This is a genomic window from Nocardioides sp. SRI_004 (assembly GCF_057586415.1).
This window is the reverse complement of record NZ_JBYCZV010000006.1, coordinates 133,008-154,239: the sequence shown is the minus strand read 5'-3', so window position 1 is coordinate 154,239 and position 21,232 is coordinate 133,008. Positions and strand designations below refer to the sequence as shown.

The window sequence follows — 21,232 nt, the reverse complement described above, 5'->3', positions numbered from 1 at the left end:
TACGAGGCGGTTCCTCCACAACACGCCGCCATGGCTTGCATTCGAACACGTGTTCGATAGACTGAGCGCATGATTTCTCCCGGAGCGCTCGACACGGCCACCGCCGTGGTCCAGCGCGCCCAGGAGCTGGCCCAGACCCGGTGGGACGAGGTCGACGGGCCGGAGGCCGTCGCGGTCGCCGAGACCGTCGCCGCAGCCAAGGGCCTCCTCGACGCCGCCATGCTGCGTACGGCGGAGCGGATCACCGACACCAACGCGGTCGCCGAGCTCGGCTGGGCCTCGGTCAAGGACTTCCTCACCCACGTCCTCGGCGGCCACCACGGCACCGGCGGCGGGCTGGTCCGCGCCGCCGCCCAGCTCCGCGAGCTCCCGCAGCTCCAGGCAGCCCTCGAGGACGGCCGCCTCACCCTCCCCCAGGCCCGCGCCATCGCCGGCCAGGTCCACACCCTGCCTCGCGTCCACGAGTTCCGCACCGCCGTCGCCGACCGGATGCTCGAGCTCGCCACCCACGACGCCCTCAACGCCTCCGCCCTGCAGGGCTCGTTCGCCGAGGTCGTCCGCGAGCTCGACCCCGACGCCGCGATCCTCGACACCGAGAAGCAGCGCAGCAAGGACGAGCGCGGCGCCCACCACCAGCGCCACCTCACGATCACCGACGACGGCCGCGGCGGCGTCTGGTTCAAGGGCTACGGCAGCAGCGAGGACGGCGAGCATCTCAAGGCCACCCTGCTCCCGCTCTCCGCGCCCGTGACCACCGAGCCCGGCGCCTGCGGCGGCCACGCCTCCGACCCCCACGGCCCGCTGTTCGATGCCGACGGCAACCGCACCCAGGTCCCCTGCCCCACCCCCGGCTGCGCCCACGACGGCAGCGACCCGCGCGACGCCGGAGCCCGGCTCTGGGACGCCCTCGTCGACGCCTGCGTCCGGCTCCGCAACGCCGACGAGCTGCCCCGCGACCACGGATCAGCCGTCAAGGTCGTCGTCACCACCGACCACGACTCCCTCCGCCAGCAGGTGATCGACGCCGGCCTCGCCCGCGAGGGCCGCACCGACACCGGCACCCGCCTCTCGGCCACCGCCGTACGACGCCTCGCCTGCGACGCCCACATCCTCCCGGCCGTCCTCGGCACCGACGGGCAGGTCCTCGACGTCGGCCGCGCCCACCGGCTCGTCACCCCGGCGATCTGGGCAGCGCTCGTGCTGCGCGACCGTCACTGCGCCTTCCCCGGCTGCACGCGCCTACCGCTCGCCTGCGACGCCCACCACGTCGTCCACTGGGCCGACGGCGGCGCCACCAGCCTCGACAACCTCATCCTGCTCTGCCGCCACCACCACACGCTGACCCACCACTCCCCCTGGCAGGTCCACATCGACCCCCACACCCGACAACCCGTCTGGACCGGACCACCACGCCTCACCCTCACGGCCCTCGAGGGCCGGATGACCTACCACGACGGCCGTCCACGCGGTGCACCACTCGTGGCGTGAGAGCCGCTCGTCGTGTCAGCCGGACACCACGATCCGGATGGAGCAGGATCCGGTCCATGCCCATCCGTCGTGCCATCGCGCTGCTCGCCGGCGCCTCGCTCGCCGTTGCCCTCACCGGATGCGACAAGGACGACGCCGAGCCGCCCGCATCCGCCACCGGCTCGACGGTGCCCACGGCAACGCCGGCGCCGACAACACTGCCGACGTCCTCGATCACCTGCTCCTCCCCCAAGCCGGAGGGGCCGTTCACCTACAGCACCGACCGCGAGGAGCTCGAGGCTCTCGCTCCGCTCATCGGCGACCCCGTGGTCTTCGACAGCACCTTCGACGACGTCGATGCCGACGAGCTCGGGCTGCTGATCGAGCGCGGGTTCGTGGACCCGGACGGCGACACCAACGGGTCGCCGAGCATGTGGGAGTTCCACGAGTTCCTCTGCGAGCACCCCGAGGTGCGCGCCATCGGCTTCATCCCCGGCGCCCTGCCCGGCGACGAGCAGGCCATCGCCTCCCTGCAGACCGTGTACGCCGACGTCCTCAGCGACACGCTGCGCAAGGACGCGCGGGCCTTCTGCCGCAGTACGCCCGACCGGACGCTGCGCGGCCACCTCGAGTGCTTCTGGGACTGAGAACGCGGCCGGCCGCGCCCTCCGGCGAGGAGGACGCGGCCGACTGCCTGCGTTCCGGGCGTCTCGTGACGGTCGCTGCGCGACCTCCTCGACGACCGGCTGAGGGCTACTGCTGCTGCGCCCGCGCCACCAGCCGCTGACCGAGGATGCCCGCCTGCTGCGTGGACAGCAGGCTGGTCTGCGACTCGATGAGCCGCATCAGGGCCGGGTCCTCGCGCAGGGTCTCGGACGACTGCATGAGGATCGTGCCCTCGCCGGTGAAGTCGAACTGGCGCTCCTCACCGGACTCGCGGCCGAACATGCCCTGCAGCATCGCGCCGAGCGAGGCGGACATCCACTGGGCGTCGTAGTGGTGCGAGGGCGAGGGGCAGTCGGCCCAGCCGAGCAGCGCCTCGGGGTCGGCGCGGAACGGCGGCTCGACGAAGATCACCGGTCCGTTGGAGGACGCGAGGAACTTGCCCGTGCCGATCAGCGTGACGAAGCCCGGGACGATCGACTGCTTGAGCTCGAGGCCGGTCTCGAAGCCGAGCAGGTTGTTGGCCCGCAGGGTGAGGTTGCCCGCCTCGAGGTCGAAGGACTGTACGTCGAAGCCGCGGTCGGCGACGATCACCTTGCCCTGGCCCTCGGCGACCACCCAGTCCTGGATGTAGATCGGCGAGGAGAAGCGGCTGGCGATGAAGCCGTCGCGGCTGGCCCAGGCGGCGACGCCGTCGAAGTTGACGTTGCCGTAGTAGGCGATCATCGCCCCCTTGGAGACGAACCAGCGGCCGGCGAGCTCGATCGAGAACGCGTAGGCGTTGACGTTGTCGTTGGACGGAAGGGTGTGGACGTCGTAGGTCTGCATCATCTGTCTCCCATTCAGAACTTCTGCTCGCTGGCCTGGATGTAGACCGTGCCCTGGCCCGACATCTTCAGCTGGAAGGCCTCACCCGAGCCGCGGCCGACGGCGTCGCGCCAGCCGACCTTCGCGGACAGGTCGACCTGGATGTTGCCGACGTGGCCGACATAGGCCTGCGGGTCGACCGCGACCCCGCCCCCGTCGACCGGGATGGCGTAGGTGCCACCGTGGGAGAGCAGCGCGACCGCGCCGGCGCCGGACACCTTCGTGGTGAACAGGCCCTGGCCCGTCATCGCACCGCGTACGGCGGCGCGGATGCCGCCCTGGCCGATGAACTCCACACCCGTCTGCAGGTTGGCGTCGTGGGCGAGCAGCCGGTCGGCCTCGCAGGTGAGCGAGCCCGAGCCGTCGAGCTGGACCACGGTCACGTGGAGCCCACGGAAGCCGTAGAGCACGCTCCCGGTGCCCTCGGTCGCCATCATCGGGTTCGACTCGCCGGAGAGCGCGGCGCCGACGAAGCCGCCGACTCCCCCGCCCTGGCCGGCGACCGGGCGGAAGGTCACCTGGCCGTCGTACCCGAGCATCGCGCCGCGGCGCGCGAGCACCGGCGTCGCCGGGGAGACGTGCGCCCGGACGACCTTGCTGTTGACCTCTTCGAAAGCCATGCCCGTCACCTCTCCGCCGGCTGCACGAGGACCGTGCCGGCACCCTCGAAGCGGAGGCTGAACGGCTCGCCCGAGCCCTCACCCACCAGCGACTTCCACGAGACCCCGGAGACGAGGTTCATCGACATCTGCCCGAAGGAGGCGACGAACGCGTCGGGGTCGACGACGACCGGGATGCCCTGCTGCACGGCGAGCGCGATCAGCGGCCCGTCCGACACGATCGCCACCTGGCCCTGGCCGGTGACGGTCGTCGTGGCGAGGCCCTGGCCGCTCGTCATGCCCTGCAGGCCGGCGAACTTCACGTCGAGGGTCAGCCCGCCGGAGACGGCGAGGATGTGCTCGGACTCGACGGCGAGGGTGTCGCCGGTGAGGTCGATGACGGTGACGTCCATCGCGTCCTGCGCGAAGGTCACCCGACCGGAGCCGGAGCACTCCATCAGCTTGATCGACTCACCGCTCACCTTCTGCTTGAGCGCAGCCTTGAAGCCACCGCCGCCGCCCATGCCGGCGTGCTTGAACTCGACATTGCCGGTGTAGGCGACCATCGAGCCGGAGGCGGCCCGGATCGTCTCCCCGGCGAGATCTGCGTGGAGCAGCCGCTTGTCTGCGGTCAGCGTCACCATGCGTGGGTCCTGTCTCGAGAATCGGACGTACAAATGCGTTGCAGCAACCTACCGAGGTCGCGCGGTCCTTACACCTGCAACGCCGCGAGAGATGGCCCGATCCGACGACAGCGTGCCCTACGGCAGCTTGACCTCGGCGAGGACGGTCCGCACGCCCGACGGGTCGACGTCCTCGTCGAGACCGTAGGCCCGCGGCACGAAGCCGAAGTCGTTGTCGCTGATGACCACGAGCGTCGAGGCGTTCTTGAGGGCGGCGCCCTCGACCTTGCCCGGTACGCCGGCCACGCCGGCCAGGTTCACGAGGAGGGTCTTGTCCGCCTCGGTCACGAGCGGGTCCGCCGGGTCGAGCTCGATCGTGTGGAAGCGGGCCTCGGTGTCCGTTCGCTCCTCGACGATCACGTGGGTCTGGTCGACCGGCACCAGCGCCGAGATCTTCAGGTCGCGGCCCCGGGTGCCGGCGGCGAAGGTCGAGGGGGCGTCGAAGCGGTAGCCGTACTCGTGCACGGTCGTGCCGGTCGTCGTGTCGAACGCGACGAGCTCGGTGATGATCCGGTCGCGGTCGCCGGGGACCACGACCGAGCTCTGCAGGGCGGCGACGACCGTGTGCCCGTCGGGCAGCAGCGCGATGTCCTCGAAGCCGCGGTTGCCACGGCGCGCGGAGAGGCCGGCGGGGAGCGAGCCGCTGATCGGGTAGTCGGCACCGGCGGTGACGTAGTCGTCCTCGAGGCCGGCGGGCACGTGCCGGGCGACGACGTGGCCGGCGGCGTCCACCTCGACGATCGAGGGCCCGTACTCGTCGACCAGCCAGAAGTGGCCGTCGGCGGTGCGGACCACGCCCTCGGTGTCGAGGCCGTTGCCGTTGTAGGCGACCGGGGTCGTTCCGTCCGCCAGGACCGGTGCCGGGTCGCCGGCAACGGCGAAGTTCGGGAGCCCGGTGACCGGCTCGCCCGCGGGGGTGGTCAGCGGGATGGTCTCGAGGACCTGCAGCGTGTTGCCGCGGGCGCGCACCTTGACGAGCGTCGGGGTGAACTCGGGGACGATGAAGGTGCGCGCGTCACCCACCTCCCCGTTGGGGCCGCGGTCCGTGACCGTCCAGTACTCGTTCCTGCCCAACGCGAAGAGCCCGCTGCCGATGCCACCCAGCTCGACGCCGTGGTCGTCGAGCACGGTCGACTGCACGTCCTCGAGCGCGATCGCGGGGAGCGTGACCCGCTTGTCGACGTACGACGTGTCGGCGGCGACGGCGGGAGTGGCGAGGACGGTGACAGCCAGCAGGCTGACGGCAGGAAGCAGGCGCATGGCGCGCGAGCGTAGGGCGGCCCCGCATCGTGAGCGTGACGCCGCGGTGAACGGCAGGTCGGGAGTGTGCGTCGGGCCGGACTGCGTACCGCTCGGGAGTCGTCGACCCCCAGGAGGACCGCGTGCCGTCGTACACGAAGCAGGGCAGCTCGTACGAGCGCGACATGGACTACATCCCCGACCGCATCACCAAGGATCCGGGCCGCTCGCAGGACCCGTACGACGACGCCCGGCTCGACGTGCGGACCTGGCCGGTCGAGCCGGGCCGCTACCGCCTGGTGGCGGCGCGGGCGTGCCCGTGGGCCAACCGCTCGATCATCGTGCGCCGCCTGCTCGGCCTCGAGGACGTCATCTCGATGGGCCTGGCCGGCCCGACCCACGACGAGCGCAGCTGGACCTTCGACCTCGACCCGGGCGGCCGGGACCCCGTGCTCGGCTACGAGCGGCTCCAGGAGGCCTATCTCGCGCGCTACCCCGACTACGACAAGGGCACCACGGTGCCGGCGGTGGTCGAGGTGGCGAGCGGACAGGTCGTCACCAACGACTTCCCGTGGATCACCCACGACCTCTTCTTCGAGTGGCGCGACCACCACCGGCCCGACGCGCCCGACCTGTGGCCCGACGACTGCCGGGCGGAGATGGAGGAGGTGATGGAGCGCGTCTTCACCGAGGTCAACAACGGCGTCTACCGATGCGGCTTCGCCGGCACGCAGGACGCGTACGACGAGGCCTACGACCGGCTCTGGACGGCGATGGACTGGTTGGAGGAGCGCCTCACGGACCGGCGCTACCTCATGGGCGACCACATCACGGAGGCCGACGTGCGGCTCTTCACGACCCTCGCGCGGTTCGACGCCGTCTACCACGGCCACTTCAAGTGCAACCGCAACAAGCTGACCGAGATGCCAGCACTCTGGGGCTATGCCCGTGACCTGTTCCAGACGCCCGGCTTCGGCGACACCATCGACTTCGACCAGATCAAGCGGCACTACTACGTGGTCCACGAGGACATCAATCCCAGCGGCATCGTGCCGAAGGGGCCCGAGCGGGAGAGCTGGCTCAGCCCGCACTCCAGGGCGCGGCTGGGTCCGCCTCGCTGACGGGCTGGTCGCGGACGCGCGGGAGCGGCCACCGCGGCGGACTGCGCAACCTTTTCCCAAGGTCCGCACCGGCATCGTGGTGTCGTGGTCATCAGCGACGCACAGCCGCTCGTGGTGGGGCTGTGCCACCAGGAGGCGAGCCTCGCCGAGCTCGGCCGCGCGACCCTGCGGCGCGAGGCGCTCGCGGGGGCGTTGGGCCGCCTGCGCGACGCGGGCCTCGAGGAGGCGGTGGTGCTGTCGACCTGCAGCCGGATCGAGGTGTGTACGACGACCACGGGCAGCGCGGACCAGCGCGCAGGAGCGGTCCTCGACGCGATGTCCGAGTGGTCGGGCCTCCCCCGCGACCGGATCGGCTCGCTGGCGAGGGTCCTCGTCGGCCGGGAGGCGGTCGACCACCTGTTCCGCGTCACGGCCGGCCTCGAGTCGCGGCTGGTGGGCGACACCGACGTGCTGGCCCAGGTCCGCGGCGCGTGGCGAGCCGCGGGCGAGGCCGGGACCGCCGGGCCGCTGACCAGCCGGCTGCTGCCCGCGAGCATCCGGTGCGCCCAGCAGGTGCACACCCGCACACCGCTCGGCCGGCAGCGCCGCTCGCTCGCCCGGCGGGCAGTGGACGTAGGGGTGACGCTGGCGGCGCCCGACGGCACCCGCGGGCTGAGGGTGCTCGTGGTCGGCTCCGGCCAGATGGCGCAGGTCGCCTGCGAGCACCTCGCCACCCACGGCCTGGCATGCCGGGTCGTGGCGCGCGACCCGTCGTACGCCGCGAGGCTGGTCGGTCCTGCCCGCGCGTGCGCCTGGGAGCGGCTGGCCGACGAGGTGGCCCGCGCCGACCTCTTGCTGTGCGCCACCTCGGCCCCCCACCACGTGCTCACGCGCGACCAGGTGTCGGCAGCGATGGCCGCACGGCACGTCCCACTGACGATCGTCGACCTCGCCGTGCCCGGGAATGTCGATCCCGGGGCCTGCGGCGTCGAGGGTGTCCGGCTCGTCGACCTGACCACGCTGGGCGACGACGCGCGCCACGACCCGGCGGTCGCGGCCGCTGTCCGCGACGCGACACTGCTGGTCGAGGAGGCGGCCCGCCGGTTCTGCGACGACCTCGCCGCGGCGCACGCGGGCCCGGTCATCCGGGCCGTGCGGGAGCAGGTGGAGCGGACCTGCCGCGAGGAGCTGCGGCGGCACGGAGGTCCCTCCGACCCGGCGGCCCTCGCCGAGGCCGTCCACGCCATCGTCGGCAAGGTCATGCACCGCCCGGCCCTGCTGGCCCGGGCCGCGGCGGCCGCCGGCGACGAGGGCGCGCTGCACCTGCTGTGCGAGGCGTTCGGCGTGGCGCCGCCCGGTCAGAGGGACGCGGGGTCGACCTCGTTGAACAGCTGGTCGCCGCCGGCGAGCAGGTCGAGCAGCGGGCCGACCTTCGGGAGCTCGTGGGTGAGGAAGTAGCGCCCCGCGGCCCGCTTGCCGTCGTAGAACGCGCCCTGCTTGCCGTGCGCGGCGAGCAGTTGGTCGAGCCAGATCCACGCGACGACCACGTGCCCGGCGGCCTCCAGCGCGTAGGTCGCGTTGGCGAGCGCGACCTGCGGGTCGCCGGACTGCCAGGCCTGGCCGACGCTGCGGACCAGCGACTCGAGGCCCCCGGCGAGGCGGAAGGCGTGCTCCTGCAGCTGCCGGTCGCCCGCGTCGCCGGCGCGCCCGATGGTGTCGTCGATCGCGTCCTTGAGCAGGAGGAGACCGCTGCCGCCGTCCATCACCAGCTTGCGGCCGAGCAGGTCGAGAGCCTGGATGCCGTGGGTGCCCTCGTGGATCGGGTTGAGCCGGTTGTCGCGGTAGAGCTGCTCGACGCCGTACTCGCGCGTGTAGCCGTAGCCACCGTGGACCTGGATCGCCAGGTCGTTGGCCGCCAGGCACCACTGGGAGGGCCAGCTCTTCACGATGGGCGTGAGTACGTCGAGCAGCCGGCCCGCCCGCTCCCGCCCGTCCTGGTCGGGGTGGGTGTGCTGGTCGTCCAGCAGGCGCGCGGCCTTCAGGACGAGCGCGAGCCCGCCCTCGACGTACGACTTCGAGGCGAGCAGCATCCGCCGCACGTCGGCGTGGGCGGTGATCGGCACCGGCGGCGCGGCCGGGTCCTTCCCGTCCAGCGGCCGGCCCTGGACCCGCTCGCGGGCGTAGTCGAGGGCCCGCAGGTAGCCGGTGTAACCGAGGGCGGCAGCGCCGGCGCCGACACCGATCCGGGCCTCGTTCATCATGTGGAACATCACGGCCAGGCCGCGGCTCTCCTCGCCGACGAGCTCGCCCACGGCACCGGGCGCGCCACCGGGCAGGTGCGCACCCTCACCGAAGTTGAGGACCGTGTTGACCGTGCCGCGGAAGCCCATCTTGTGGTTGAGCCCGGCCAGCGTGACGTCGTTGCGCTCGCCGAGCACACCGTCCGGGCCGACGACGAACTTCGGCGTCGCGAAGAGGGAGAGGCCCTTCACCCCCGGCGGCGCGCCCTCGACCCGGGCGAGGACGAGGTGGACGATGTTGTCGCCGAGCTCGTGCTCGCCCCCGGAGATCCACATCTTGTTGCCGAAGAGCCGGAAGGTGCCGTCGTCCTGGCGGACCGCGCGCGTGGCGACGTCGGCCAGCGACGAGCCGGCCTGCGGCTCGGAGAGGCACATCGTGCCGAACCAGCGACCCTCGACCATCGGCGGGACGAAGCGCGCCACCTGCTCCGGCGAGGCGTGGGCGAGCAGGAGGTTGGCGTTGGCCATGGTCAGCATCGGGTAGCCCGAGGTCGACACGTTGGCCGCCTGGAACCAGGCGAAGCAGGCCTGCTGGACCACGTGCGGCAGCTGGCCGCCGCCGACCTCCGCGTCCATCGCCGCCGACACCAGACCGGCGTCGGCGAACGCCCGGACCGCCTTCGCGACCTCCGGGATGATCGTCACCGTCTCGCCGTCGAACTGCGGCTCGTTGGCGTCGCTGAGCGCGTTGTGCGGCGCGAAGTGCTCCGCGGCCAGCTCGGCCGACAGGGCGAGGACGGCGTCGAAGGACTCCCGGTCGTGCTCGGCGTACCGCTCCCGTGTCGTCAGCTCCGCGACGTCCAGCCACTCGTGCAGCAGGAACGCGAGGTCGCGGCGGGACAGCAGGAGGTCGGGGCTCATGGGCCCGAGGGTACGACGGCCGGCATCCCCTCCAACGGGGCGGCGGCGACCGTCACCACACCGACGGTGCGGGCCGTGGAGCCCAGCAGCACGGACCCGTGGTCGGTGCGCAGGGCCGAGCGGCCGTACTGGACCTCGAGGACACCGATCCTCAACCGGCCACCCTCCTTCACCAGCGCCACTTCCCCGCGGCGCGGGCGTCGGTCGGTCGCGACGACGAGCTCGGTGCCGGCCGGCCAGCCCCGGGACGCGAGCGCATCGTTGCGCAGCCGGATCCGCAGGTCGCCGTCCTCCCGGACCCGGGACGACGCCGGGCCGGGCGCGGGCCGCTCCCGCGCCGACACCTCCGGAGGTGGGGGCAGGTCGAGCGGCAGGCACTCCTGGCCCTCCATCGACCGTCGTACCGAACGCATGTTCGAAAGCGTAGGGCATCGGTCCGGGCGACGCCGTAAAGGTTGGCCCGATCCCCCACGGCGTGCCGCGCACTCCACTAGGTTCCGGCGAGAAGGAGGCCTGCGATGAGGTTGCTCTCCCGTGTCCTGGCTGCCGTCCTGCTGGCGACCGTGCTGCTCCACTCCGCTCCCGTGGAGGCCGCGACGAAGCCGGCGGCGCCACGGTCGGTGAAGGCGACCCCGCTCAACAAGGCGGTGAAGGTCACCTGGGCGGCTCCGTCCTCCCCCGGCACCTCGGCGATCAACGCCTACGCGGTCCAGCGCCGCAACACCACCTCGTCGCCGTGGGTGACGGTCAAGTACACCGGCGCGACCGCGCGCGCCTGGACCGAGACCGGCCTGGTCAACGGTGCGCGCTTCTACTACCGGGTGATGGCGCGCAACGGCTCGGGCTGGGGCACCGCGAGCGCGCAGGTGAGCGCGGTGCCGCGGACGGTGCCTGCGGCGCCGAGGTATCCCGCAGCCGACGCCTACAACGCAGCGCTGGGCGCATACTGGCAGATCCCGACCACCAACGGCGGCGCAACCATCGACCGGTACCAGGTCCAGTGGTCGGCGGACGGCGCGACCTGGACCGGGTCGGTCACGTCACCGACCGCGTCCACCCAGGCGGCCCCCGCGGCGGTGCCGCTGACGCCGGGCACCCGCTACTGGCTGCGGGTGCGCGCCCACAACGCCGCCGGCTACGGGCCGACGACGGGCTTCGGGCCCTACACGGTCCGGACCGCCCCCGGCCCGGTCACCGACCTCGCCGCCACGCCCGGCGTCGGTCAGGTGGCCCTCACCTGGACCGCCCCGGTCGTGGGCACACCGGTGGGCAGCACCGCGGTGGCGTCGTACAAGGTCGAGAGCAGTGCCGACGGCGGCACGACCTGGACGACGGAGCCGTCGACCACGGAGACCTCCACCATCGTCACCGGGCTGACCGGCGGGGTCTCCTACCAGTTCCGGGTCAGCGCGAGGTCGGTCATCGACAACGTCGGCTACGGACCGGCGACGGTCATCGCGCCCGATGCGCCGACCGGCGTTCCGAGCGCACCGCAGAACGTCACCCTCGGCTGGGAGGAGGCCGTCGGCCAGTTCCGGCTGGCCTGGCAGCCTCCGGCCAGCGACGGCGGCCGGGACCTGACCCGCTACGAGGTGGCGTGGTCGGGCCCGAACCCCGGCTCCTTCTCGTACCCGGCGGACGTGACCCACGCCGACCTGCCGACCGTCCCCCTCGACCACCAGCTCCACGTCCGCGCCTGCAACGGCCCGGACGCCGCGGACTGCGGTCCGTGGAGCGACGACCTCGGGCCGGTCACCGACCGGGTCGTCGACCTGCAGGCGGCGCAGTCGATGGCGGGCACGGCGCGCACCGTGCACGTCGACTGGGGCGAGCCCGCCAACGGCCTCGCGACGTCCTACGACGTGTTGCGCAGCGACGACGGCGGCACCACGTTCAGCCCGCTGGCGACGGTCCTCCAGCCCGCGACCGAGTACGACGACACGACCACGCTCGCGTCGACGCAGTACATCTACAAGGTGGTCCCCCACGGCGGCGGCACGGGCGAGCCCCGGATCACGTCGATCACGACGAGCGTCGACCAGACGCTGTCGATCAGCCCGACGACGATCAACGTCACCGAGGGCTCGTCCACGGGCGCCCAGGTGGTCCTGGGCGTGGCGACCTCCGTCGCGACGGAGGTGACGGTGACGGTCGCCGACCCCGCGCTGGCGACGACCACGACCGCCACGGTGCAGGTGGCCGCCGGGGAGACGAGCGCCGCGGTGACCCTGAGCGGCACCCAGGACGACGACCTCGTCGGCGGCTCCACCACGTTGACCGCCACCTTGGGCGCGCTCGAGGCCAGCGCGACGGTCGCGGTGGCCGACAACGACACGCAGGCGATCATCGCGCCCGCGGCGGTCGAGGTCGCCGACGGGGCGACGGCGGGTGTCGACGTGCGGCTGCTCCACCAGCCGACCGGTCCGGTCACGATGAGCGTCGGCATCACCCAGAACGGCAACAGGGTCGACATCGTCGGCGACATCACCGAGCTGCAGTTCACCGCCGCGAACTGGAACCAGCCGCAGACCCTGCAGGTCCACCGGAACAACCCCGGGGCCGCGACGCTGAACCTGACCGCCCCCGGTGCGACCTCGGCGAACGTCGCCGTGACCGAGCCCTAGGCAGCGGCCCCGCCGATCAGTGCCCGCGGCGCTTGCGGATCACCCACGCGCCGAGACCGACGGCGGCCAGCCCGGCGGCGACGACACCGGGCCGGTTCTGCCAGCGCGTGTACTCCTCGGTGACCTGCGGCCAGGCCTCGCCGATGACCGCCGCGGCGTCCTCCGGGGTCGCCTCGAGGCCCTCGACGGAGACCGGGGTGCCGAACACGATGCGCACCCGGCGCGGCAGCGGCCAGCGCCGCTTCTCGGTGCCGGTGATCGTCGCGGGCACGATCGGCGCACCGGCCTCGATCGCGAGCCGGGCGGCGCCGCGCTTCGGGGCACCGAGGCCCTCCTCGCGCACGCGGGTGCCCTCGGGGAAGAGCGCGAGCGCGTCGCCGCGACGCAGGATCGCCCGGGCGGTCTCCAGCGCGTCGGCGTCGGACTCGCCACGTCGTACGGGGAAGGCGCCCAGGCGCAGGAACACCTTGGCCATCGGGCCGTCGAAGTGCTCGGCCTTGCCCATGAAGTGCACCGGCCGGCGCAGCACGATCGCGACGAAGAACGGGTCCCAGAAGCTCTTGTGGTTGGGGACGATGACGACCGGCCCCTTCTTCGGGACGTTCTCCTTGCCCGAGGCGGTGAAGCCGCAGACGATGCGGAAGATCACCGCGGCGGCGTACTTCACCAGCAGGTAGAGCGGACCGCTGACGCCCTGCTCGCGCGCGATGCGGTGGGCCTCCTCGTTCGTTGTCGCCATCGCGCCATCATGACGCCGCACGTCGACCGGTTCCAGCGACGCGCTCACGGAACTCGGACAGGCAGGCCAGCACCCAGTCCGAGTCGTGCATGACCTGCCACCAGGTGAAGCGCAGCACGGTCCAACCGTCGAGCGTCAGGAGGGTGTACCGGTGGCAGTCACGCTCGAAGGCCTTCCTCGACGTGTGGAACTCCCATGACTCGGCCTCGATCGCCAGCCGGCGCCCGCGATCGACCACGTCGGGATGCACGACGAAGTCCTGTCGGTCGGAGCGCCCGCGGACCTGGATCTCACCCTGCGGCAGGACATCCAGCCCCGCGCGGATCGCGAGCGCGCGCAGCTTGCTCTCGAACGGATTCGCTGCGAAAGGTGAGGCCAGCCGTGCGACTTCCCGAGCCTGCGCCGAGCCCTTGCCCCGCAGGCGGGCTGCATCGGCGATGAAAGTCTCGTGGTCGACGCCGTGGCGGAGTGCCGAGTCCGCCACGCTGAGCGCGATGTCGAACGGCAGCCGGCGGGCGCAGTCGAGCACCGTCCGACGTTCCGACAGCACCAGTCCGCGCTCGTCCGACAGGTCGCCCCAGACGACCTCGACTCCGGCTGCTCCAGCTGCGCTGGCGTGGTGGTCGAACATGATCCACGGTCGGATCGGAGCAGAGGGGACCTCCCAGCCGTGACTCACGGCGGCGCTGAGGACGGCGACCCGCCCACCCAGCGCGAGGGCACGCTGCGCGGCGCGGTCCAGGTCCGGTAGCCGGTAGGTGGAGCGGTCCCCACGCGCAATGGCGCCCGAACGCGCGGCGCGATCCACCTGTCGGCGCGACGACATCGCGATCAGGTGACGTCGCTTCGCGACACCGCCTGCCATCGCGAGCGCGTCGACCGGGTCCACGCACGACAGCCTCGCTGATCTCACGTCCTCCCGGCGAAGCGCATCCACAGGCGTACCCGAACGAAGGGAAACGCCGGCGTTGGGGCGTCGCCTGGCCCTCTTCGGCTTCCGTTTCCCTTCTTTCGGGCACGGCAGCGCTAGTGGATGAGGTCCTGCCAGTTCGCGGGCACGCGCTCGGCCGGTCCGGGCACGGACTGGCCCTCGGGGTGGCCGGTCGGCGCGGCGAGCTCGGGCCCGTTGTAGTAGTCCTGCGCCTCGTAGTCCCAGAACCAGTCCTCGCCGGGCTCGTAGCTCTGGATCAGCCGGTGTCCGGTCTCCTTGAAGTGCGCGGTCGCGTGCTGGGCCGGCGAGGTGTCGCAGCAGCCGACGTGGCCGCACGCGGCACACCGCCGCAGGTGGACCCACCAGCCGCCGGCCGCATCGCACTCGGCACAGCCGGGGCCGCTCGCAGGGACGTCGACGTCGATCTGGGGTGCGTCGGTCATGTCCCGAAACTAGGCCGTGTCTCCCAACCGGCGGTGGATGGACACGCCGTCCAGCGCGTGCGATGGCAAGGCGCCGGTGCGCGGGCAGACTGGGCGTCTTCCAAGCATCGGCAACGCCGCCAGGCGTGCGTGATGGGCGGCGTGGCCGCCGCCGAGGGTTGGGAGACACGGCCTCGTGCGCCGGAGGCCTCAGCACCACGACCGCACGCCGGTGCGCGACAGCGCGCGGTCACGCAGCACGATCCCGAGGCGCGCGCCCCAGCGCGCGCAGGCGCGGTCGAAGTCGGCGCGGCGGTACTCGACGGCCAGCACGCGGCTGCCGTACGACGCCACGTAGTCGCCGCACTCGGCGTACCGTCCGCACTCCTCGGCCACGGCGAAGTCGAAGCCGAGCACGGTGCCGTCGAGCTCCGCCCAGTTCTTCTGCCCGGCGGCCAGGCCGTCGGCGTGCGCCCGCGCCACCAGGGTCCGCGCGAACGCCTTCGCCTGCGCGCGCGTGATGAGCCCGCGGCTGCGCGACCACGAGTCGAGGTTGTCGAACTCGACGGCGTCGAAGCCGTCGCGGGCGCACCCGTCGATCCAGCGGCCGACGATCCGCGCGAGCGCGGCGCGCTTCGTCGTCGTACGGATGTCCAGGAGCCACTCGCCCCACGCCTCGTCGACGACCGCGCGGCCGTCCTCCTTCAGCACCAGGCTCCACCGGTCGCGCCAGAAGGACGCCTCGTCGGGCTGGGTCTGGAAGCCGTTGACGTAGCAGACGTTGTAGCGGCCGGGCGACGGCGGCGCGTTGCGGTCGCGGACCACGATCTCGACGCGCGGGTCGGGCCGCACCGCGCCGCCGAGCTGGTAGTCGAGGTCTCCCCCGCCGGGCGGCGGGGTCACGACCGGGGCCAGCGTGAGGGCGACGGAGAGGACGAGGGCCGAGAACACCGGACCAGTGTCCCCCGCGGTCCTAGGCTCTGGGCGTGGAACCGCTCGGCCAGTACCCCGACCCGACACACGTCGTCGCCCACCTCAGCGACCCCCACCTGCTCGCCGGCAGCCTGCAGTACGACGCCGTCGACACCGTCGCCCACCTCGAGGCCGCGCTCGAGCGGCTCGGCCGGGTGCCCACGCCACCGCAGGCGCTCGTGTTCACGGGCGACCTGGCCGACAAGGGCGAGCCGGCGGCGTACCGGCGGCTGCGCGAGGTGGTCGAGCCGGCGGCGGCCGCGTTCGGCGCCGAGGTGGTCTGGGTGATGGGCAACCACGACGACCGGGCGGCGTACTCGCGCGAGCTCTTCGGTGCGGAGAGCGAGGAGCCGCAGGACCGCGTGCACGACGTCGCCGGCCTGAGGATCGTCGCGCTCGACACCAGTGTCCCGGGCTGGCACCACGGGGAGCTGTCGGACGAGCAGCTGCGGTGGCTCGCGGAGGTGCTGGCCGAGCCGGCACCGCACGGCACCCTGCTGGCGCTGCACCACGCGCCGATCCCGGTGCCGATGCTGCGCCTGGCGGAGCTGATCGAGCTGCACGACCAGCCGCGGCTGGCGGCGGTGGTCGAGGGCAGCGACGTGCGCGGCATCCTCGGCGGGCACTTCCACTTCACGTCGTGGTCCACGTTCGCCGGCGTCCCGGTCTCGGTGGCGTCGGCGACCTGCTACACCTCCGAGCTCGCCCCCGACCAGCGGCTGCTCTCCGGCGTCGACGGGCACCAGGCCTTCACCAGGCTCCACCTGTACGACGACCGGGTGGTCCACTCCGTCGTACCGGCCACCGACGCGGTCGAGGTCAGCGGCTACGGTCTGGAGATGCTGGAGCCCTTCCGCACGCTCACCCCGGAGCAGCGCTTCGACATGGTCTCCCGCAAGGACTCGCCCCTCAACGCTCCCCTGGACTGACGACCGCCCGATGCACGCGATCCCCGACCGGCCCCGCAAGCTCCTGCTCGCGGTCGACGCGCCGTCCCTGCTGCACCGCAACCACCACGCGCGGGCGCACACCCGGCACCTGGACCGCGGCGGCCGGCCGGCGTGGGCGCTGCACGGGATGCTGCGCCAGATCATCGAGTCGATCGACGCGTTCGCGCCCGACGCGGTGATCTTCGGGCTGGACGACCGGACGGCGTCGTACCGCCGCGACATGTACCCGGACTACAAGGCGGGCCGGGCCGAGAAGGACCCCGAGCTCGTCGACCAGCTCGACCGCGCCGGCGCCCTGCTGGACGCCCTCGGCCTCGCGACCCTGACGCCGCCCGGCCTGGAGGCCGACGACGTCAACGCGTCGGCCGCCACCTGGGCCGGCGAGAACGGCTGGGACTGCGTCGTGATCACCTCCGACCGCGACTCCTTCGCCCACATCAGCGAGCACACCCGCGTGCTGCGGCTGATCGACGGCGGCATCAACGGCTCGCCGCTGCTGACCCCCAGGGCGCTGCAGATCATGTACGGCGTCCCGGCCGAGCGCTACCTCGAGTTCGCGGCCGTACGCGGCGACTCCAGCGACAACCTGCCCGGCGTGAAGGGCATCGGCGAGAAGACCGCGGCGGTCCTGCTCAACCACATGGGGTCGATGCAGGCGGTCTGGGCGGACGTCGAGCACAACGACGGCGCGGCGCTGGTCGCGGCGCTCGACTCGTGGAGCGACGAGACCGGCGCGCGCCGGATCAGCGCGTCGACGCTGACCCGCCTGCAGGCGCCGGAGGCCCGCGAGCGCTACGAGTTCAACCTGCGGCTGATGGCCGGACGCACCGACCTCGACCTCGGGCTCACCCCCGACGTGCCCGGCACCCCGGGCCTGCTGCCGCTGGACATCGCACGCGTCGAGCGCGTGGTCGGCCACCTGGGCATGGAGGCGACCACCACCCTGGCCCTGCGGGTGCTCACGGGTGAGCCGGCGTCGTACGGGCGCCCCTGAGCCGGCGGCGTACCCAGGTGAACGGCAGGACCAGCAGCGGCAGGCCGAGCCCGAGCAGCACCAGCGGCAGCGTCAGGGACCGGCTGTAGAGCTCACCGTCGCGCAGGGTCGCGTCGACCGTCCTGCCGACCTCCTGGTCGCCGGAGCCCTGGATCGGGCCGGTGTGCTCGACGCCGTCGACCGTCCAGCGGGCGGTGCAGTGCTGGCTCGACGTCTTGTAGCCGACGTCGAGGTCGCAGCCGATCACCTCGGCCTCGACCCGCTCGCCCGTCTGGCGCTGGACGATCAGCCAGGCGCCCGCCCCGACGAGGACGAAGGGCACCAGCATGATCGCCGCCACGACGAGGTTGACGACGATCCGCATCGGGAGCGACTCGGGTGGTCGCTGCGGCTCGGCCATGCGCCAGCGTCCCACCGCGCAGCGTCGTCCGGAATGGTCCGATCGGGCCACTGCCCCGAAACGGGCTAGCTAGGGCGCAGCTGACGAGGCTGGTCGACCGGTACGCCGTGGGCGAGCCGGAGCTTGAGGTCGACGACCGCGACGTCGTCGGGGCCGACCACGACCGGGTTGAGGTCCAGCTCGGCCACCTCGGGCACCTCGACGGCGAGCGTGCCCAGGGCAACGGCCGTGGCAGCCAGGTCACCAGCGGCCGCTGGTGGAGCGCCACGGAACCCGGCCAGTCGGGGCCACAGCCGCATCCGCCGGAGCGCGGCCATCGCCTCGCCCACCGAGAAGGGTGGCACCAGCAGGATCCTGTCGTCGGACAGCTCGGTCGCGACGCCGCCGTCCGCGATCATCACGAGGGGCCCGAGGGTGGCGTCCCGGACGACCCCGAGCGCGATCTCCACGCCCGCGACCATCGGCTGCACCAGCACTGGTGCGGTCCGCGCGGTGCCGAAGCCGGCGACCGCGGCAGCGACCTCGTCCCGGTTCCCCAGTCCGGTCGCCACGAGGCCCCGTTCGGTCCGGTGGACGATGTCGGCTCCGGCGGCCTTGACCGCGACGGGGAAGCCGATCCGGGCAGCGGTGCCGGCCGCCCGGTCGGCCGGCACCACCTCACCGAGCAGCCGGACCCCGAAGCGGTCGAGCATCCGACTCGCCGCCGCGGTGCCGATCCAGCCGTCCGGGCCGGCGTCGCGCAGCAGCGCGGCCGCCTCCTCGCGGGCCAGGTGGGCGCGGGCCGGGTCGCCCGGGGACATCGGGTCCCGCGGCCGGCGCCGCCACTCGGCGTACGCGGCGGCTCTTCCCAGCGCCGCCGCGGCGGCCCTGCCCGAGCACATGACCGTGAGCGCTCCGCTGGTCCGGGCTTCGCGACCGGCCTCCTCCGCGCCCACCGGTACGACGACGAGCGGCCGTCCCGGGTGGGCGGAGCGGATCGCCGCGAGCTCGTCGAGGGCAGCGGCGACGTCGTTGGTGTCGGTCGCGACGAGGACGACCAGCAGCGCATCGACCTCGCCCGACGCGAGCACCGTGTGCGCGATGCCGGCGAGCCCGGCCGCGTCGACGCCCGCTCCGGCGTCGACGGGGTTGGCCCAGCCGGTCGTGCGGGACACCCGACCGGCCAGCTCCCTCTGGAGTGCCGGCGAGAACGCGACCACGTCGAGACCGGCGTCGTCGGCCGCGTCCGCGGCCAGCACCCCCAGCCCACCGGCGTTGCTGACGACAGCGAGCCGGCGCCCCTGCGGCAGCGGCTCGCCGACGAGCACCGTGACCGTCTCGGCCAGCTCCTCGGCATCCTGGCAGGCGATCACACCCGCCTGGGCGAACAGGGCCTCGACCCCGAGGGCGGGCGTCGCGGAGGCCGCCGTGTGCGACGCCCCGGCGCGCTGGCCGCCGGCCGAGCGACCGCCGACGACGGCGACCACGGGCTTGCGCTCACCGAAGGCGCGCGCGAAGCGCAGGAACTTGCGGGCATTGCCGAACGACTCGAGGTACAGCGCGGCGCAGGTGATGTCCGGGTCGTCGTACCACGCGGCGAGCAGGTCGTTGCCGGACACGTCGACCTTGTTGCCGAGCGACACGAACGTGTGCAGGCCGACGCCTGCCCGGTCCAGCAGGTCCACCAAGGCGATGCCGACGCCGCCCGACTGGCTGGCGAGCGCGAGCCCGCCCGAGGAGGGGGCAGCCAGGCCGAAGGTCGCGTTCAACCGCACGTCCGGGGCGTTGTCGAGGACGCCGAGACAGTTCGGTCCGACGAGGCGGACGCCGTTGCGGCGCGCCAGCCGGCCGATCTCCTGCTGGAGGACGACGCCCTCCGGCCCCATCTCGCCGAAGCCCGACGAGACGACGACAGCCGCGCCGGCGCCGCCGGCGATCGCGTCCTCGAGGGCCGCCCGGACCCTTCCCACCGGGACCGCGAGCACGGCGAGGTCGACCGGTGGTCCGTCCCCGAGCCGCCGCCGGGCCGGCAGGTCGCCGACCGGTGCGCCGTCCGGGCGCACGACGACGACCTGCCCGGCGAACCCGTCGCGCCGGATCGCGGCGAGGACGGCCCCGCCGATGCCGGACCCGTCCCGGCGCGCGCCGTACACGGCGACCGAGCGCGGGGCCAGCAGCGGACGCAGGGAGCGCCGCTCGGCGGCGAACTCCCGGAGGTCGGCGGCCGCCTGCGCCCGGGATCCGTCGACGATGTCCAGGTGGACCTGGCACTCACCGCCCCCACCCGTCCGGACGACCTCGAACCCGGCTCCGGTGAACACCTCGAGCATCCGGTGGTTGTCGGCGAGCACCTCCGCCGTGAAGCCGGTCGCGCCGCGGCTGCGCGCGAGGTCCGCGAGGTGCTCGAGCAGCAGGGTCCCGACCCCGTGGCCGCGCCGGTCGTCCGCCACCAGGAAGGCCACCTCGTAGGTGTCGGTCGCCGTCGGCTCCGCCGTGGCGAGGCCGACCAGGCGCTCACCCTCGCAGGCGACGAGCGACAGCGTCTCGCGCGACGCGAGGACGTGCTCGACGTACGCGTGGGCCGCGCGCCGGCCGGTGCCGAAGAAGCGCAGGAAGAAGGAGTCGTCGGACACCGACGCGTGCAGGTCGTGCAGGGCCGGGCCGTCGCCGGGCGCGACCGGACGAACGACGGCGACGCTGCCGTCGCTCAGCAGCACGTCGGCGGGACGGGGGCTCATCCGCCGGCTCCTCTCCAGGGCTGGTCATCGGGTACCGGGCCCAGGCGGCGGCCGGTGAGCTCGTGCCACGGCACGCGGAACCAGACGTCGTCCGCGTGCCGGACCCAGGGTGGCGGGCCCGGTGCGGGCCTGCCGGTCGACGTCCGTGGGCCCGCGAGTGCGCGGACCGCGGATCCGCGCGCGACCACGGACCACCCGACGCCGCGTGACGGATCGACCTGGTCGACCTCCAGCACCACCTCGGCGCCGTCGGCGCATCGGTCCAGGAGGGTTCCCGGTCCCGTGCGCAGCCAGAACTCCTCGTCCGTGGCGACGTAGTTGACCGGGAAGAGCTCTGCGCGCCCGGAGTCGTCCACGAGCGCGAGGCGGCCGAACGCGGTCGAACGCAGGAGTCGCCGGCAGCCGGCGACCGGGATCTCGGTGAGCGCGAGCACGGCGCCCTCAGCCCGCGTGGACGGCGTTGACGCCGGGGGGCGCGGACACCAGCTCGAGGACCGTCGTCAGGTCGGCGACCCGCATCGTCCTCACCTCGCCCCGACCAGCAGGTCCACGGCGTCGCGACTGAACGATGGGATGTAGGTGGTCACGGGACGAGCATCGGTGTGCCGGGGAGGCAGGCGGCAGGGTCCCGAGCCCGTCCTCACCGGGACGAAGGACCTGCGGGCCCGCCGAGGTTCCTCCCGGCTCGGGACCTTTGGCCCTCC

The 21,232-nt window shown here is 73.1% G+C and carries 20 protein-coding genes; 7 read left to right on the top strand and 13 right to left on the bottom strand.

What is annotated here, in order from left to right; genetic code table 11:
- Positions 1-69: 69 nt before the first annotated feature.
- Positions 70-1,488, top strand: coding sequence for an HNH endonuclease signature motif containing protein (locus tag AC2YHB_RS10275; protein WP_179647321.1), 1,419 nt, complete (start codon positions 70-72; stop codon positions 1,486-1,488).
- Positions 1,489-1,544: 56 nt separating this feature from the next.
- Positions 1,545-2,114 (top strand): hypothetical protein, encoded by a 570-nt coding sequence (locus AC2YHB_RS10270; RefSeq protein WP_179647322.1) that lies wholly within the window; start codon positions 1,545-1,547, stop codon positions 2,112-2,114.
- Positions 2,115-2,220: 106 nt separating this feature from the next.
- On the opposite strand, the gene AC2YHB_RS10265 is transcribed toward AC2YHB_RS10270, so the two are convergent.
- The 4 genes from AC2YHB_RS10265 to AC2YHB_RS10250 all read right to left on the bottom strand — a co-directional run bounded on the left by AC2YHB_RS10265 (position 2,221) and on the right by AC2YHB_RS10250 (position 5,539).
- Positions 2,221-2,961 carry an AIM24 family protein gene (locus AC2YHB_RS10265; protein WP_036544689.1) on the bottom strand — a complete coding sequence of 247 codons (741 nt, stop codon included), beginning with the start codon at positions 2,959-2,961 and terminating at the stop codon, positions 2,221-2,223.
- 11 nt (positions 2,962-2,972) lie between these two features.
- A complete protein-coding gene (locus AC2YHB_RS10260) occupies positions 2,973-3,617 on the bottom strand; it encodes an AIM24 family protein (protein WP_036544686.1) in 645 nt (214 codons plus the stop codon).
- A 5-nt stretch (positions 3,618-3,622) separates the two neighbouring features.
- Positions 3,623-4,240, bottom strand: a complete 618-nt coding sequence (locus tag AC2YHB_RS10255; protein WP_179647323.1) for an AIM24 family protein — start codon at positions 4,238-4,240, stop codon at positions 3,623-3,625.
- 117 nt (positions 4,241-4,357) lie between these two features.
- Complete coding sequence (locus AC2YHB_RS10250; protein ID WP_179647324.1) at positions 4,358-5,539, bottom strand: esterase-like activity of phytase family protein; 1,182 nt, start codon at positions 5,537-5,539, stop codon at positions 4,358-4,360.
- A gap of 164 nt (positions 5,540-5,703) precedes the next feature.
- Here AC2YHB_RS10250 and AC2YHB_RS10245 point away from each other — a divergent pair, with 164 nt between their 5' ends.
- Together AC2YHB_RS10245 and hemA are read left to right on the top strand one after the other, a co-directional pair.
- Positions 5,704-6,639 (top strand): glutathione S-transferase family protein, encoded by a 936-nt coding sequence (locus AC2YHB_RS10245; RefSeq protein ID WP_487353889.1) that lies wholly within the window; start codon positions 5,704-5,706, stop codon positions 6,637-6,639.
- A gap of 84 nt (positions 6,640-6,723) precedes the next feature.
- Positions 6,724-8,076, top strand: a complete 1,353-nt coding sequence (gene hemA / locus AC2YHB_RS10240; protein ID WP_179647325.1) for a glutamyl-tRNA reductase — start codon at positions 6,724-6,726, stop codon at positions 8,074-8,076.
- Here the strand turns inward: hemA and AC2YHB_RS10235 are convergent.
- Positions 7,977-9,779: an acyl-CoA dehydrogenase gene (locus AC2YHB_RS10235; protein WP_179647326.1), complete on the bottom strand. Its 1,803-nt coding sequence runs from the start codon at positions 9,777-9,779 to the stop codon at positions 7,977-7,979. The two genes, hemA and AC2YHB_RS10235, sit on opposite strands and share 100 nt — an antisense overlap.
- Positions 9,776-10,192: a hypothetical protein gene (locus AC2YHB_RS10230; protein WP_179647327.1), complete on the bottom strand. Its 417-nt coding sequence runs from the start codon at positions 10,190-10,192 to the stop codon at positions 9,776-9,778. Before AC2YHB_RS10230 ends, AC2YHB_RS10235 begins: the two co-directional genes overlap by 4 nt.
- A gap of 105 nt (positions 10,193-10,297) precedes the next feature.
- Here AC2YHB_RS10230 and AC2YHB_RS10225 point away from each other — a divergent pair, with 105 nt between their 5' ends.
- A complete protein-coding gene (locus AC2YHB_RS10225; RefSeq protein WP_179647328.1) occupies positions 10,298-12,403 on the top strand; it encodes a fibronectin type III domain-containing protein in 2,106 nt (701 codons plus the stop codon).
- A 16-nt stretch (positions 12,404-12,419) separates the two neighbouring features.
- On the opposite strand, the gene AC2YHB_RS10220 is transcribed toward AC2YHB_RS10225, so the two are convergent.
- From AC2YHB_RS10220 to AC2YHB_RS10205, 4 genes are all read right to left on the bottom strand, one after another.
- Complete coding sequence (locus AC2YHB_RS10220) at positions 12,420-13,142, bottom strand: lysophospholipid acyltransferase family protein (protein WP_179647329.1); 723 nt, start codon at positions 13,140-13,142, stop codon at positions 12,420-12,422.
- Between the two features lie 7 nt (positions 13,143-13,149).
- Positions 13,150-14,031, bottom strand: a complete 882-nt coding sequence (locus AC2YHB_RS10215; RefSeq protein WP_179647330.1) for a hypothetical protein — start codon at positions 14,029-14,031, stop codon at positions 13,150-13,152.
- Between the two features lie 137 nt (positions 14,032-14,168).
- A complete protein-coding gene (locus tag AC2YHB_RS10210) occupies positions 14,169-14,516 on the bottom strand; it encodes a UBP-type zinc finger domain-containing protein (RefSeq protein WP_179647331.1) in 348 nt (115 codons plus the stop codon).
- A 189-nt stretch (positions 14,517-14,705) separates the two neighbouring features.
- Positions 14,706-15,446, bottom strand: a complete 741-nt coding sequence (locus AC2YHB_RS10205) for an endo alpha-1,4 polygalactosaminidase (RefSeq protein ID WP_218864569.1) — start codon at positions 15,444-15,446, stop codon at positions 14,706-14,708.
- A gap of 35 nt (positions 15,447-15,481) precedes the next feature.
- On the opposite strand from AC2YHB_RS10205, the gene AC2YHB_RS10200 reads away from it, so the two are divergent.
- On the top strand, positions 15,482-16,396 hold the full coding sequence (locus tag AC2YHB_RS10200; RefSeq protein WP_487353836.1) for a metallophosphoesterase: 915 nt from the start codon (positions 15,482-15,484) through the stop codon (positions 16,394-16,396).
- A gap of 10 nt (positions 16,397-16,406) precedes the next feature.
- A complete protein-coding gene (locus AC2YHB_RS10195) occupies positions 16,407-17,411 on the top strand; it encodes a 5'-3' exonuclease (protein WP_218864570.1) in 1,005 nt (334 codons plus the stop codon).
- Here the strand turns inward: AC2YHB_RS10195 and AC2YHB_RS10190 are convergent.
- The 3 genes from AC2YHB_RS10190 to AC2YHB_RS10180 form a co-directional block, all read right to left on the bottom strand.
- Complete coding sequence (locus tag AC2YHB_RS10190; RefSeq protein ID WP_179647334.1) at positions 17,377-17,811, bottom strand: hypothetical protein; 435 nt, start codon at positions 17,809-17,811, stop codon at positions 17,377-17,379. The genes AC2YHB_RS10195 and AC2YHB_RS10190 overlap by 35 nt on opposite strands.
- Before the next feature lie 65 nt (positions 17,812-17,876).
- Complete coding sequence (locus AC2YHB_RS10185; protein ID WP_179647335.1) at positions 17,877-20,528, bottom strand: bifunctional acetate--CoA ligase family protein/GNAT family N-acetyltransferase; 2,652 nt, start codon at positions 20,526-20,528, stop codon at positions 17,877-17,879.
- Positions 20,525-20,962, bottom strand: a complete 438-nt coding sequence (locus AC2YHB_RS10180; RefSeq protein ID WP_179647336.1) for a pyridoxamine 5'-phosphate oxidase family protein — start codon at positions 20,960-20,962, stop codon at positions 20,525-20,527. The genes AC2YHB_RS10185 and AC2YHB_RS10180 overlap by 4 nt, the downstream gene beginning before the upstream one ends.
- Between the last annotated feature and the right edge of the window lie 270 nt (positions 20,963-21,232).